This is a genomic window from Microbulbifer thermotolerans, assembly GCF_900112305.1.
Lineage (GTDB): Bacteria > Pseudomonadota > Gammaproteobacteria > Pseudomonadales > Cellvibrionaceae > Microbulbifer > Microbulbifer thermotolerans.
The window spans coordinates 541,213-554,265 of sequence record NZ_FOKT01000001.1; the positions used below are offsets into that span (position 1 = coordinate 541,213).

At 57.8% G+C, this 13,053-nt stretch carries 15 protein-coding genes; 12 read left to right on the forward strand and 3 right to left on the reverse strand.

Translation table 11 applies throughout. The annotated features are described in order from the left end of the window. Positions 1-34 precede the first annotated feature (34 nt). The 6 genes from BM155_RS02355 (at position 35) to BM155_RS02380 (ending at position 5,132) form a co-directional block, all read left to right on the forward strand. The gene (locus tag BM155_RS02355; protein WP_067152666.1) at positions 35-571 is read left to right on the forward strand and encodes a YaeQ family protein; all 537 of its coding nucleotides are present in this window, start codon (positions 35-37) and stop codon (positions 569-571) included. 32 nt (positions 572-603) lie between these two features. Continuing rightward, positions 604-1,086: a YajQ family cyclic di-GMP-binding protein gene (locus tag BM155_RS02360; RefSeq protein ID WP_074900857.1), complete on the forward strand. Its 483-nt coding sequence runs from the start codon at positions 604-606 to the stop codon at positions 1,084-1,086. Between the two features lie 14 nt (positions 1,087-1,100). Further along, entirely contained in the window at positions 1,101-2,024 is a 924-nt protein-coding gene (locus BM155_RS02365; RefSeq protein WP_139223116.1) for an esterase-like activity of phytase family protein, read from the forward strand. A gap of 47 nt (positions 2,025-2,071) precedes the next feature. After that, the gene (locus tag BM155_RS02370; protein WP_067152672.1) at positions 2,072-2,659 is read left to right on the forward strand and encodes a uracil-DNA glycosylase family protein; all 588 of its coding nucleotides are present in this window, start codon (positions 2,072-2,074) and stop codon (positions 2,657-2,659) included. 29 nt (positions 2,660-2,688) lie between these two features. Further along, positions 2,689-3,411, forward strand: coding sequence for a uracil-DNA glycosylase (gene ung / locus BM155_RS02375; protein WP_074900862.1), 723 nt, complete (start codon positions 2,689-2,691; stop codon positions 3,409-3,411). A 1,058-nt stretch (positions 3,412-4,469) separates the two neighbouring features. Further along, positions 4,470-5,132, forward strand: a complete 663-nt coding sequence (locus tag BM155_RS02380) for an NADPH-dependent FMN reductase (RefSeq protein WP_074900865.1) — start codon at positions 4,470-4,472, stop codon at positions 5,130-5,132. Positions 5,133-5,274: 142 nt separating this feature from the next. On the opposite strand, the gene ygfZ is transcribed toward BM155_RS02380, so the two are convergent. Beyond that, entirely contained in the window at positions 5,275-6,303 is a 1,029-nt protein-coding gene (gene ygfZ, locus BM155_RS02385) for a CAF17-like 4Fe-4S cluster assembly/insertion protein YgfZ (protein WP_083421051.1), read from the reverse strand. Between the two features lie 135 nt (positions 6,304-6,438). Between ygfZ and BM155_RS02390 the strand changes: the two genes are divergently transcribed. Both BM155_RS02390 and BM155_RS02395 read left to right on the forward strand, forming a co-directional pair. Next, positions 6,439-6,684 carry an FAD assembly factor SdhE gene (locus BM155_RS02390; protein WP_067152682.1) on the forward strand — a complete coding sequence of 82 codons (246 nt, stop codon included), beginning with the start codon at positions 6,439-6,441 and terminating at the stop codon, positions 6,682-6,684. Further along, complete coding sequence (locus tag BM155_RS02395) at positions 6,659-7,111, forward strand: protein YgfX (protein WP_082817408.1); 453 nt, start codon at positions 6,659-6,661, stop codon at positions 7,109-7,111. Before BM155_RS02390 ends, BM155_RS02395 begins: the two co-directional genes overlap by 26 nt. A gap of 317 nt (positions 7,112-7,428) precedes the next feature. On the opposite strand, the gene nadB is transcribed toward BM155_RS02395, so the two are convergent. Further along, positions 7,429-9,060 (reverse strand): L-aspartate oxidase, encoded by a 1,632-nt coding sequence (gene nadB, locus BM155_RS02400; RefSeq protein WP_074900868.1) that lies wholly within the window; start codon positions 9,058-9,060, stop codon positions 7,429-7,431. A gap of 181 nt (positions 9,061-9,241) precedes the next feature. Between nadB and rpoE the strand changes: the two genes are divergently transcribed. The 4 genes from rpoE (at position 9,242) to BM155_RS02420 (ending at position 12,083) form a co-directional block, all read left to right on the forward strand. Further along, a complete protein-coding gene (gene rpoE, locus BM155_RS02405) occupies positions 9,242-9,856 on the forward strand; it encodes an RNA polymerase sigma factor RpoE (RefSeq protein ID WP_067152688.1) in 615 nt (204 codons plus the stop codon). A gap of 114 nt (positions 9,857-9,970) precedes the next feature. After that, complete coding sequence (locus BM155_RS02410) at positions 9,971-10,666, forward strand: sigma-E factor negative regulatory protein (protein WP_074900870.1); 696 nt, start codon at positions 9,971-9,973, stop codon at positions 10,664-10,666. A gap of 13 nt (positions 10,667-10,679) precedes the next feature. Then, a complete protein-coding gene (locus tag BM155_RS02415; RefSeq protein WP_074900872.1) occupies positions 10,680-11,624 on the forward strand; it encodes a MucB/RseB C-terminal domain-containing protein in 945 nt (314 codons plus the stop codon). Between the two features lie 15 nt (positions 11,625-11,639). Then, a complete protein-coding gene (locus BM155_RS02420; protein ID WP_074900874.1) occupies positions 11,640-12,083 on the forward strand; it encodes a SoxR reducing system RseC family protein in 444 nt (147 codons plus the stop codon). Positions 12,084-12,327: 244 nt separating this feature from the next. Here BM155_RS02420 and mpaA read toward each other — a convergent pair whose 3' ends face one another. After that, positions 12,328-13,032, reverse strand: a complete 705-nt coding sequence (gene mpaA / locus BM155_RS02425) for a murein tripeptide amidase MpaA (RefSeq protein ID WP_074900876.1) — start codon at positions 13,030-13,032, stop codon at positions 12,328-12,330. Between the last annotated feature and the right edge of the window lie 21 nt (positions 13,033-13,053).

The window sequence follows — 13,053 nt, forward strand, 5'->3', positions numbered from 1 at the left end:
CCATTGCTGGAGCTGGCGCATACACGGAGCCGAAATGGCGTTAAAAGCGACTATCTTCAAAGCCCAATTACAGGTCGCCGATATGGATCGGGACCACTATGGCGACTATCAGCTCACGCTGGCACGCCATCCGTCGGAAACCGATGAACGCATGATGGTGCGCCTCTTGGCCTTTGCCCACAATGCGGCACGAGAACTCGAGTTTACCCGCGGGCTTAGCTCCGATGATGAGGCCGACTTGTGGCAGCGGGATCTCGCCGGTGAACTGGAGCTCTGGGTTGAAGTGGGGCTGCCGGCGGAGGAGCGTCTACGCAAGGCGTGTAACAGGGCGCGTCGGGTTTTGGTGTACAGTTACGGGCGCCGCACCGCGCCTGTGTGGTGGCAGAAGCAGGGCGGCGCCCTGGCGCGCTTTGAAAATCTGCGCGTCTATCAGTTGTGCGCGGATGCGACGGAATCCTTAGCGGCGATGGCCGAGCGCAGCATGGATTTAAATGTGACCATTCAGGATGGCCATATCTGGCTCAGTGACGCCAGACATACGGTGGAGATTACTCCACAGGTACTGCAATAAGAAACGGGAAAGAAAAACGGAGCAAGCGATAGATGCCCTCATTTGACATAGTGTCCGAAGTGGACAAACACCAGCTGACCAATGCCGTTGACCAAGTAAACCGGACTGTAGCCAATCGCTTCGACTTCAAGGGCGTGGATGCACAGGTGGAGATGAACGGCTTTGATCTGACTGTACGTGCCGAGGCGGACATTCAGGTCACACAAATGGTAGACATGCTGCGCGCGGCGTTGATCAAGTGCAGTATCGATCCGCTGGCGATGACCGTTGGCGAGCCGGAACAATCCGGCAAGCAGATAAAAGTGGCCGTCACCTTGAAAAATGGTCTGGAAAAAGAATTGTCAAAAAAGATCGTTAAACTCATCAAGGAAGAAAAACTGAAGGTGCAAGCATCTATCCAGGGCGAGCAGGTTCGGGTTACCGGCAAGAAGCGCGACGACTTGCAGCAGGTGATCGCAATGCTTAAAGGCAAGGAACTGGATCAGCCCTTGCAGTTCACCAATTTCCGCGATTGATGACTGGAAATCCTTTGTTGAGATATCTGATTCTTTCCATTCTTTGGCTGTCGCCGTTCGCGGCGGCCAATTCCGTTACTCCGGCACAGCTGCTTTCCGCTTACTGGGTGGACAACAGCCCGGGCCTGGATATTTCCGGGCTGACATTTTGCCATGGCACCCTGCTGGCGGTATCTGATAAGAACTCGTCGGAAATTTACGCATTGGAACTGTCGCCGTCCGGTGCGGCGCTGAAAGCCTATCAGCAGGTCGCCGGGCTGGCGATCCCAGAGGAGGCACCGGGAGGGTTTTTGGCGGCGCTGTCGCAGGCAATCCGACCGGACACGGCAATGGATTTTGAGGGCATCAGCTGCGATAGTGACGGCGTCTACCTTGTCAGCGAGCGCTACAGCCGCATTGCCCAACTCACTGTTGATGGTGCCGCCTGGCTGGCGGGCGATTGGGCTTTTCAGGTGCGGCGGCAGGGATATTTACAGAAAGTCAACGCCGGTACCGAAGGCCTGGTTCGAATCGGCAGTGACTTTTGGGTCGCCATGGAGCGCGAACCGCGGGGGTTGCTGCACTTGCCTGCCGGGGGCGAAGCACAAGTATTCCCCATTCCCGCGGTGGCTGGCCTCGACTTCCGCGGCCGCGCCGAGGATATCACCGGTCTCGCCCACTATGACGGCGCTCTCTTTACCCTGGAGCGCAATGCCTTCGCCGTGTGCCGGCGCGCCCTGCGCGATCTGCGGGCCGAGTGGTGCATCGACTACAGAGCGATTGAGGAATCCCCCGAATTTGTCTACACGGAGACCCGCTACGGCAAGGGCGAGGGGCTGGCGGTGGATGCCAGTGGCATCTACGTGGTCCTGGACAACAACAACGTCGGCCGCGCTGCGGATACTGCGGACAAGCGGGCATTGCTGTTACACTTGGCCTTTCCCGCCGAAGTCCGGTAGGGCACGCGGCAAAACAACCGCGTGGTTGCAACCCCTAGAGGAAAACATTGGCTGCCCGTCAACTCCTTAATCTACTCGAAGAAGTCCGTTCCTGCCGCCTCTGTGAACAACACCTGCCCCTGGGGGCTAATCCAGTTTTGCGCGCCGCCGAGTCCGCGCAGCTGCTGATTGTCGGCCAGGCTCCCGGTACCAAAGTGCACGCGAGCAGTATTCCCTGGAATGACCCCTCCGGTGACCGCCTGCGGGACTGGCTGCAGATGGATGGTGAAACCTTCTACGATGAATCCCGTATCGCCATTATCCCCATGGGATTTTGCTACCCCGGCCGCGGTAAAGGTGGCGATCTGCCGCCGCGACCCGAATGTGCGGATACCTGGCACAGACGGCTGCTGGAATTGTTGCCGAATCTACAGTTGACGTTGTTGGTGGGGCAGTATGCCCAAAGGTATTATTTGCCGCATTGGTACGGCAGCATCAGCGAAAATGTACGCCATTACCGGGATGCGCTACCGGCAGGCTACTTTCCGCTGCCGCACCCAAGTCCGCGCAATACTCTGTGGCTGAAACAGAGGCCCTGGTTTGAGCAGGAAGTCGTACCGGCACTGCGCCGGCAGATACAAAAAATCTTTCCCTAAAATTGGATGATGGCTTTTAAAGGAATAGCATGCAGGTTCCGGAAAATATAAAAATACATCCCTCATGGTACGCGGTACTGCGCGATGAATTTCAGCAGCCCTATATGGCGGAGCTGCGCGAGTTCCTGCGCGCGGAAAAAGCCGCAGGCAAGGTGATCTATCCCCCTGGTCCGCAGATTTTCAATGCTTTTAACTCTACCCCCTTTGAGCAGGTCAAAGTTGTCATCCTCGGCCAGGACCCGTACCACGGCCCCGGTCAGGCCCACGGCCTGTGTTTTTCCGTGATGCCCGGTGTACCGCTGCCGCCATCATTGCAAAATATTTTCAAGGAATTGCAGTCCGACCTGGGTATAGCCCCCTCTGACCACGGCTGCCTGCAGCCTTGGGCAGAACAAGGTGTTCTGCTGCTGAATGCGACTCTCACCGTAGAGCGCAGCAGAGCAGGAGCCCACCAGGGCCGCGGCTGGGAGCGCTTTACCGATGCCGCCATCCACAAGCTGGCGGAACAGCGCCAGGGTTTGGTGTTTATCCTTTGGGGCAGCTACGCACAAAAGAAGGGTGCCTTTATCGATCGCAACAAACATCTGGTTCTGCGCGCTCCGCATCCTTCTCCCTTATCCGCACACCGCGGCTTTTTCGGAACCAAACCATTTTCACAGACCAACCAGTGGCTGCAGCAGCACGATCAGCAGCCGATTAACTGGGCTTTGCCGCCGGTTTCGGCATTGCAGCGGGTGGCTGTGGAAATGTAAATTTCCGTCTACAAAGATAATGGAAGTTATGAGTATTCGTGCGCAGTCTTTGATAAGAGCGTGAGCACTGTTGCTTTGGTAGGAATGTTCTGGGTGTGGGGTGGGCCATTTATCTGTAGTCGTTATCACTAATGGATAAACACTGGTTTTATCGCTGAAACTCGTGAATTTTGGTTTCAAGTAATAAGTGCAATTTTTTATGCATCGAAGGTTGTAATTTAGATTGTGTAACTGCCCATGCCCTCGCGCCCTAACCGGAGAATAGCACAAGCGGAACCATGAGCAATTGGGGTCTCGAACAACATTCAAAGAACATCTCACCAAGCGTGCCAAAGGCGTTAAGACCGGGGCTGGCTTGAACACTTTTACTCAGAAGCTTGTCGAGATGACGGTATAGGTTGCTTTCGGGCCGAGCTAAAGAACCACTCCCTAAGGAACCTCTGATTAAATCACTTTCTGGTGGCAGAGGCTCTTCGCGGGTGGATGTGAAGCTCAGGTGATAGGACGGATATTTCGAAACAGTCGGATACAGGGATGTATCCGTCGAAGCTACAGGGAAGTACTCGTGCGTTTTCGAAATATCCGTCCTATTACCTGAGCGCCCCAGAAGCTATCATAGTGTTCTCGCGAATTAATCAGAGGTTCCCTAACAGGCTTTCCGGATGCCATTGCGGCGGAGTAACTCCAATACCAAGATACAGCTTGCATCTACACGCGGTTTGTAACGCATTGAAAAGAGTTTTCTGGGAGGATTACAAGTCCGTTGGACGGAGAGGTTGTGACGATACAGACAGCGGCGAAAAGCTGGATTATTTCGACGCGTAACTGGGACCTGCACTAAACCGTTTTATGATTGAGTTTGCTGATCAATCCTACTGATTGCCAATAAACTGCCTTTGGGAATCATCTCAGATTTTTCATAGATTCCATTCTCGAGGCGAGTTCACCTCCGATAAGTCCGGAATGATTTACACCATATCCTGAACGTTAGCCTTCTGCTCATAGCGACTCTTTATGTATGTTAATCTGCGGATTCAGTGATTACTGGAGTACTGCCGATGAAGTTTCTGCTTTTTCTAGGCACCGTTCGTGAAAGTGCACCACCGAGGCCTGCGCGTCTTGGCGTGCGGGTGGCCAAGGCTTGCCTTGAGTGTTTGGGCAGCCGCTATAGTGAGCATGAAGTGGAGCTGGTCGATTCCCTGGACTATCCGTTGGAGAAAGTGTTCAAACCGCACTTTGCTTACGCGAAAGGCCAAGCGCCGGTCGCGTTAGAGGCGCTGGCCGCGAAGATTGCGTCTGCCGACGGGTATATCATGGTCAGTCCGGAGTACAACCATTCCATGAGCCCGGCATTGGCCAACCTGCTAAATCACTTCGGGAGCTCCCTGTTTTCCTACAAGCCCAGTGTGATTGTGACCTATTCAGCCGGACAGTGGGGAGGTATGCGTGCCGCGGTTGGTATGCGTACATTTCTCTCGGAGCTGGGTTGCCTGCCGGTTTCTGCAATGATCCATGTGCCCAAGGCTCAGGAGGTCTTTGCCGAAGATGGGGCGCCCCAGGCGGGAGAAGATAAGGAATCTTGGTTTGATTATTTCAGCCGCGCTTTCAACCAGATGGTTTGGTGGGGGCAGGCCGCGAGAGCGCATAGGGCAGAGGTGGATCCGCACGAGATGGTCGGAGATTTCAGGAGGGACCCTTCCCAGCGCAATGCGCCTGGCTGATCTATCTCATGGTTGGAATCTGGCTGCATCGGTTGCTCCATGCTGCTTGAAAACAGCCGGTTGCGGTTATGCCGTTAATCGGCGCGGGCGGTGGTTTCCGCCCGAAAATACCTCGACCACCAAAGGCTGGATGGATGCTTGCTCAAGCGAGTGGGTCCGCGTCCGCGTCGTAGGGTAGTTCCTGCAGTTCCAGTGACCTTCCATCCTCAAGCCGCATCTGTTCCCCGGCAGCCACTTTGGCGATAGTGAGTACGGCCAGCAATTCGATACCTTTTTCGCTGCGGCAGGATTCCACCAAATTACCGATACTCTGCTCGCCTTCCCCAAAGACCGGTTGTCCTGGTGTAGGTATTTCTCCGGAGGGGCAGATGGCGCGGTAGAGGCGGCGTTTGGCGGCGCCGCGGAATTGCATTCGCGCCACAACTTCCTGGCCGGTGTAACAGCCTTTCTTGAAACTGACACCCCCGAGTAGGTGCAGGTTGGTCATCTGCGGGATAAACAGTTCACTGGTGGCGGCGTACAGTTGGGGAACACCATTTTCAATTTGCAGTTGTTGCCAGCGGTCGTAGCCAGCGGGATCGGCTTTGTCACTCAGTTGCTGCCAGAGGCCTGGAGCCGACACACTGGGTGCGAGCAGTGCCACTTGACGGTCGTTCAGTGCCTGCACCAGGATGCGTTCGCCCTTGAAGTCAAACGTGCGTACTTCACCGGCCGTCAGATCGTTCAGGCCCAATAGCTTTGTGGTAGCTTGGGGGGCGTTTTTACCCTGCAGTCCCAGCCAACGGAAATGTTCACTAATGTCTGCCAGCTCGGTTTTGAAGAAAACTGCGTACTTGGCCAGGGCATCACGCGCGATGTTGGTCAGATCCCTAGGCATGCGGAAAACGAATTCCTGTTGGGACACCTTGAGGGCGTTAAAGGCGCTGATCATGCGGCCTTTGGGGTTGCAGTGGGCGCCCAGGGTGCTGCGGCCGTCCGGCAGAGTGATCAGGTCGCAGGTGAGCTGCCCCTGGAGGAATTTTTGGCTGTCGGGGCCTTTGATGGAGATGGCGCCAAGCGGGGTCAGGTCAACCAGATGCAGGTCCGCCTCTGTTTCCGGAAAGTGCGCTTTAGGTCCTTCCCAAATGGCGCCTTCGCCTGTGAGAAAGTCCTGCCATTGCTGTTGATCCATATATTCCACGCCTCTGGGTTGATGAGGAGGATAATTTGGGGATCGGTGAGGGCTTTTCAAGCTTCATGCGACTTTTCAACTTTGCGGGGGAGGGGAGTATACTGCGCGCATATTTAACGGGGTGGAATTTAACCTATGGATCGCAATCGCCTGTTTTGGGCCAGTCGCCGCGGCATGTTGGAACTGGACCTGGTACTGCTGCCGTTTCTGGAGAATGTCTACGATACCCTGGACGAGGCTGACCAGCAGCGCTATATCAAATTGCTGGACGAGCAGGACCAGGATTTGTTTGCCTGGTTTTTGCGCCGCGAGGACCCGGCGGATCCGGATTTGTTGCGAATAGTGCAGATTATCCGTGACAACACCGGTCTGCAGGAGTAATGCGCATTCCCTGTCTTCCGAGCGCAGTGCCCGGCTGTCCTGTGCCGTGGCACCTTCCCGCCTTCTTTTCAGCCTTCTTCTTCTGACACTTCTGCAAGCGCTGGCACTGCTCTGGTGGTGCCGTTTACCGCTTTATCTCTTCTTGCCCGCGGTGGCCCTGGTGCTGATCTATATGGGCTTTGAATACCGCCGGCTGCGCTCGATGTCCGGCGTGTTGAGCACCCGTGAGCGGCGCTGGTTTTGGCGCGAGGGCGACGGGGTGGAGAGCGAGTTTACGTTGCGCGGCGAGCTGGTGCTGTGGCGCTGGTTGATAGTGATTAATGGCCGGGATCTGCGGGGGCGCCGCCTGCGGCTGGTGTTAGCGCGGGATTCCATGCATGGGGATGACTGGCGGCGGTTGCAGGTGGCGCTGCGGTTTTCGCGCTAGGGAACTGATTAATTCGCTTGGGTGCTGTAGCTGGCTTCGAGGCGCTCAGGCAATGGGATGGGCATTTCGCAAACGCACGAGTGCGTTCCTGTCGCTTCGGCGGATACATCCGTGTATCCGACGATTTCGAAATGTCCATCCCATCACCTGGGCTTCTCATCCAACACCGAAGAGCCTTTACCGTCAGGAGGCGAATTATTAAGGGGGAAGCCGCAAAAGAATTTGCGGGAGCGCGGTTGTTGGTTCTGGGGAGGCAGGAAGAAGGTTGTCCTGCAATACCTCGGGCCGGAAAGGGCGGGCAGCTCCGCCCTCTGTGGTCAGACGAATTGCCGCTGTCCGGCGAAGTTTTCCGGCACCAGAATGGTGTCCATCGCCAGTTCGCGCAGGTCCGGGTAGTCCAGGGAGTAGTGTAGGCCGCGGCTTTCGCGGCGGTCCAGGGCCGAGCGGATGATGAGATCGGACACTAGTGCCAAGTTGCGTAGCTCAATCAGGTCGCTGTTGACCTTATAGTTGGCGTAAAACTCACGAATTTCCTGTTGCAGAAGCTTTACCCGGTGCTGAGCTCGAAGTAGGCGTTTGCGTGTGCGCACAATGCCCACATAGTCCCACATAAAGCGGCGCAGCTCCTCCCAGTTGTGAGAGATCACCACGTCTTCATCTGAATCGGTTACCCGCGAGGCGTCCCAGGCCGGGGCGCAGCGCGGCGGTTGTACCGAGTCCAGTGTCTCCTCCAGGTGCAGTGCGGCGGACCGGCCGTAGACTAGGCATTCCAGCAGGGAGTTGCTGGCCAGGCGGTTGGCGCCGTGCAGGCCGGTGAAAGTGGTTTCGCCAATGGCGTAGAGTTGGTCGAGGTCTGTGCGGCCAAACTGGTCGACGATGACGCCGCCGCAAGTGTAGTGCGCCGCGGGTACCACCGGGATAGGTTCTTTGGTGATATCGATACCGTACTGCAGGCAGTTTTTGTAAACGGTGGGGAAGTGTTCGCGCACGAACTGCGGGTCCTTGTGGGAAATATCCAGGTAAACGCAGTCGGCACCGATACGCTTCATCTCATGGTCTATGGCGCGCGCCACTATGTCCCGCGGCGCCAGTTCGCCGCGTTTATCGAAGCGATGCATAAATCGGTTGCCGTTGGGCAGCTTTAGTTGCGCCCCCTCGCCGCGCAGGGCCTCGGTGACGAGCGAAGCCTTGGCTTTGGGGTGGTAGAGGCAGGTGGGGTGGAATTGGTTGAATTCCATATTGGCGACCCGGCAGCCAGCGCGCCAGGCCATGGCGATGCCGTCGCCGCTGGCACCGTCCGGGTTGCTGGTATAGAGATAGGCCTTGCTGGCGCCCCCTGTGGCGAGAACCACTGCCTTGGCCTGGAACAGTTCCACATCTTCTGTGGCCTTGTTGTATACATAGGCGCCCGCACAGCGGAAACGGCCTTTGACCGGGTCTGGCTGACGGATCAGGTCCAGTGCCACATGGTGTTCGAAGCAGTGGATATTTTTGACTTCCCGCACTCGCTCGATCAGGGTGCTGTGCACGGCGCGGCCGGTAGCGTCGGCGCTGTGGATTATGCGGCGGTGGCTGTGGCCTCCCTCTTTGGTCAGATGATAGCCGCTCTCCTCGCGCGTAAAGTCCACGCCCTGTTCGATCAGCCAGCGGATGGCGGCGGCACTGTTCTCCACGGTGAATCGCACGGCATCCGGGTGGCAGAGACCGGCACCAGCGTCTAGGGTGTCGGCGATGTGGGAGTCCGCCGAGTCCATTTCGTCGAGTACCGCGGCAATGCCTCCCTGGGCAAACCAGGTGGAACCGTCCTGCAGTCGTTGTTTGGACAGCAGGGCCACACTGTGGCGTCTCGCCAGGTGCAGGGCCAGTGTCAGGCCCGCGGCACCACTGCCGATGACCAGTACATCGAAGTCTTTGGGATTGGGTGGGACCTGTGCTTTCATAGATTTCATTTATGTTTAGGGGTCGCGTAGTATAGCGCTTCCTTTGAATTCGTCGATTTGGCTCGGAACTTATGCCCTATTGCCATTGTCATCAACACGATACAAGAAGCGCCTGCGTCGGCATCCCCGCGATTTTCAGTCGCGGAGCTTGCGGTGCGACTGTTGTTTTTGGGCGTAAAGGGAGTAGGGGATGACAGCGCAATCGGCGCCACAGAGTGACCGCCAGCTGGTGGAGCGGGTTCAGAAGGGGGATAAGCGCGCCTTCGACCTGTTGGTGCTGAAATATCAGCACAAGATCGTCGCGGTAATCAGCCGCTTTATCAAAGACCACAGCGAGGTGCAGGACGTAACACAGGAGGCCTTTGTCAAGGCCTACCGGGCGCTGGCCAATTTTCGTGGCGAAAGCGCTTTCTATACGTGGATGTATCGAATCGCCATCAATACCGCCAAAAATCACTTGGTTTCCCGCAGTCGCCGCCCGCCATCCTCGGACGTGGACTTGGACGATGCCGAGTTTTATTCCGGTGCCGATCTGTTGCGGGACAATGAGACGCCGGAGAACCAGTTGTTTCGCGACCAGCTTGAGGCCGCGGTTCACGAAGCTATTCGCGCCCTGCCGGAGGATCTGCGCTCGGCGGTGACATTGCGCGAAATGGAGGGGCTCAGTTACGAGGAGATCGCAGAGGTAATGGGGTGCCCTGTGGGCACGGTGCGCTCGCGTATCTTCCGCGCTCGCGAGGCCATAGACCGCACGGTTCAGGCGGTCATGGCCGGTGAGCCCGAGACGCTGGGAGACCGCGGTTGAATTTTTTCGCTGGTGGCGAAACAAAGCTCCGCATCCCTGGTCAAAAGTAACAACCAAAAGGGTGCCTGTCCGGGCACTAAAAAATATCGCACAGAGCAGAGAGGGTTACCCCCTATGTCCCACGGAAAGCATCAGGAACGTCTGTACGAGTCGCTGTCAGCGCTGATGGATGGTGAGGTCGGCGAGCTGGAGCTGCAGCGGTTGCTTAAGGCAAGTGCGGCTTCCTCCGAGGTGGGGGCGCGCTGGTCACGCTATCAGTTGGCGGCCAGTGTGCTGCGCCGGGAACAGATTGCTCCAGTGGACGGTGACTTGGCGGCGCGCATTTCCGCTGCTATAGAAAGGGAGGAACCGCCCATGCAATCCGGTGGCGGTGGTGGCGGAGCACCTGGCGGATGGCGTGACAGCCGTTGGTGGCGTCCCATGAGCCGGGGTGCGGTGGCGGCGACAGTGGCTTTCGCGGCGATTCTCGGGGTGCAGCAAATCTCTTCGGTGCAGCGGGACTCCGGTACCGAGCTGGTGGCGGAAGTGGAGCGCCCGGCCCAGCAGCCGGTGCAGTCCGCATCACAGCCTTCCGGCTTTTATGTCCCCGCGCCCAGTGCCCGCTCTGTCAGTACCGCGTCTCCGCGCTTGGTGCCCGACTACCAGCCGGGAGGCAGTGGTCAGGCCGTGATTCAACAGGTCCCCACCCCCGAGCTGATGCGCCACCTGAACCGGGTGATGATTCAACACTCGGAGCAGGCCGCCCATGTGGGTAGCCAGGGAATGGTGCCTTTTGCACGCGCCACTTATGGTGAACAGCTTGATATGTAGCCCTGGAGTGCCTGTGAACGATCGCTGGTCTTTTTCTGCAATCGTTATAAAAGCCAACAGCCTGCTGTTGGCTTTGTTTCTGTTGGCTCCGGCCTCCCGAGCCCAGGACGGCGAAGTGCCGGTGGAGCATTGGCTGGGCAAGTTGGCCCGTGCGGTTTCCGAGCTTGAATACCACGGCCTGGTGACTTTCGAGCACGCGGGTATGCTGGAGACCATACAAGTTGTGCACGCTGTGCGCGATGGCGATTCGGTAGAGCGGGTGCGTTATTTGAGCGGTGAGCCGCGCGAGCTGATCAGCCATGGTAGCGCACGGGGTTGCGAAGAGCCCACCAGCCCCGTAGCGCGCACAGCGCTATGGACTCAAGCCGGTCAGCAAAAGGTGCAGCGCAACTATCAGTTTATTCTGCGCGGTGAAGAGCGTATCGCCGATCGCGAGGCCGTGGTGATCGAGGCGCGCCCGCGGGATCATCACCGCCTGGGGCTGGTGATCAGTCTCGACCGGGAGACGGGCTTGCCGTTGAAATCTATGCTCGTGAGTGCCAAGGGGCGGGTACTGGAGCGTTATCAGTTTGTGCAGCTGGATCTTTCACCGGTGCAGGACGCCGATTTGCAGCCGCACTCCAAAGATGCGCGCCGTATTGATAACCGCAATCCCTGTGCAAATGCGCAAAGCCGCTGGCAATTGCGTTGGTTGCCGGACGGTTTCCAGGCCGTGCTGGTCAAACCTCTGTCCGATGGTGACATGCTGGTGTTTAGCGACGGAATCAGTGTTTTCACTGTGTTCGTGCAGCGCCTGTCTCCAAAGCTGGAGTTCAAAGGGCGGGCTATTCGCGGCGCTACAGTCGCCTATATGGACCGTCTGGTAGTGGATGGTGTCAACTACACAGTTACGGTTGTGGGCGAAATTCCCGACACAACTGCCCGGCGTGTTGCGGGCGCGGTAGCTGTGGGTGGCTGAACGGAGAGTGCCGGTTTGTTGGAAGAACGAGGAAGGGTGGTAGCGATAGAGCCGGACGCCATTTGGGTGGAGACCACCCAGCGCGGAGGCTGTAGCGGTTGCAGCTCGCAGGGCAGCTGCGGTACAGGGCTGCTGAGCGGCTATTTCTCATCGGCTTCACGCATTCGTGTGGCACTGAACAGCTGGGACCCAGACGATATCGCTTTGCACGATACCGTTGTGATTGGTATCGGTGAAAACGCTTTGGCCAGTGGGGCCTTGCTGGTGTACCTGTTGCCGCTGATTTCCCTGGTGCTGGCGGCCCTGGGAGGCCAGGCCCTGGCCGGTGAGTTCGGGGCCATGGCTGGCGCACTCATAGGATTGCTCGGCGGAGCCGCTTTGGTACGGTTGCACAGTCGTCGCCACGCCGCTGATCCCACCTATGCACCAGTACTTCTGCATCTGGAAACGTCCCGCTGACAGGGGCTCATCTTTTCTTTCCTTCAACATTCGGGTGCCTTTGCGGGCGTGCTTTGGTGCACTCAAGGTGTTCCGGTAATGAAATGAGTGCTACAAACGGCGGAGCTGCCGATTTCATCACCTGAACTTCTCATCTGCTCTCGACATAACCTTGTCGTTGTAAGGGCGAATTAATGAAAGACTCTTTAGTTATATCGCAGGCCTGCGGGGCGGCCCACCGTTCGGTTCACCGGCCGAGGTGGGGTTACTGCTCGTAAGTCAGCAACTGAATCAGCGCTTGTAGATAGGTTTCACTGGCCGCATCCGCGGAGACGGGGGGAAGCTCCACTGTGATGCACGGTAAGCTGCGCTCGGCGCACCAGGTGCCGAAGGAGCCGGGAGTCTGGTATCCAATATCATTGACCAGTGGCAGTTGCAGTTGCCCTGCCAGCCATTGGCCGAGGGTGCTGTCATCGGGGTCTTCGACACAGGCAAGGGGCTCGTGGATGGATACTGCCCAGGCGGGCTGTAATTCGGCAATCAACCGGCAGAGGGCTCGGGTTTCTTTCTCTGAGCCCGGTTTGCTGCCGGTGCTCAGACGCACGTCGCGCGCTTCCGCCTCGCTGTTCCAGCGGTAGGTGGTGCCGCTGCCGTCCCAGTTGGCGGTGGCGAAGTTGCGGTTCAAGTCTACGCCACGGGCGTTGGCTCTAAGCCCCAGCTGGCAGCCGTCGGGGTTTACGGCGAGTATCACATGGTGGCGCAGTGCTGACGGCGGCAGTGCGCGCAGGGCGCAGGAAAGTGCCACCACTGCCGCAACTTCGTCGCCGTGGGTGCCGGCCATCACAATACCGTGTTTGTCACCACTTTGCGCGGGAAAGTAAAAGAGGGGGGCTCCCAGCTCGGTGGCGCCGTACTGAGTGTGGGGGTGGCAAAAGTGGCCGCGGTCGGAGCGCGGGCGCAGTGCGGACATGGCGGGGCCTTAACGCTGCTT

Excerpts from the sequence above, each read along its gene's own strand:
- BM155_RS02380 (WP_074900865.1), top strand. The coding sequence starts at position 4,470 with ATGAAGTTTCTGCTTTTTCTAGGCACCGTTCGTGAAAGTGCACCACCG.
- mpaA (WP_074900876.1), bottom strand. The coding sequence starts at position 13,032 with ATGTCCGCACTGCGCCCGCGCTCCGACCGCGGCCACTTTTGCCACCCC.
- BM155_RS02360 (WP_074900857.1), top strand. The coding sequence starts at position 604 with ATGCCCTCATTTGACATAGTGTCCGAAGTGGACAAACACCAGCTGACC.
- nadB (WP_074900868.1), bottom strand. The coding sequence starts at position 9,060 with ATGAAATCTATGAAAGCACAGGTCCCACCCAATCCCAAAGACTTCGAT.
- ung (WP_074900862.1), top strand. The coding sequence starts at position 2,689 with ATGCAGGTTCCGGAAAATATAAAAATACATCCCTCATGGTACGCGGTA.
- rpoE (WP_067152688.1), top strand. The coding sequence starts at position 9,242 with ATGACAGCGCAATCGGCGCCACAGAGTGACCGCCAGCTGGTGGAGCGG.
- BM155_RS02390 (WP_067152682.1), top strand. The coding sequence starts at position 6,439 with ATGGATCGCAATCGCCTGTTTTGGGCCAGTCGCCGCGGCATGTTGGAA.
- ygfZ (WP_083421051.1), bottom strand. The coding sequence starts at position 6,303 with ATGGATCAACAGCAATGGCAGGACTTTCTCACAGGCGAAGGCGCCATT.
- BM155_RS02410 (WP_074900870.1), top strand. The coding sequence starts at position 9,971 with ATGTCCCACGGAAAGCATCAGGAACGTCTGTACGAGTCGCTGTCAGCG.
- BM155_RS02355 (WP_067152666.1), top strand. The coding sequence starts at position 35 with ATGGCGTTAAAAGCGACTATCTTCAAAGCCCAATTACAGGTCGCCGAT.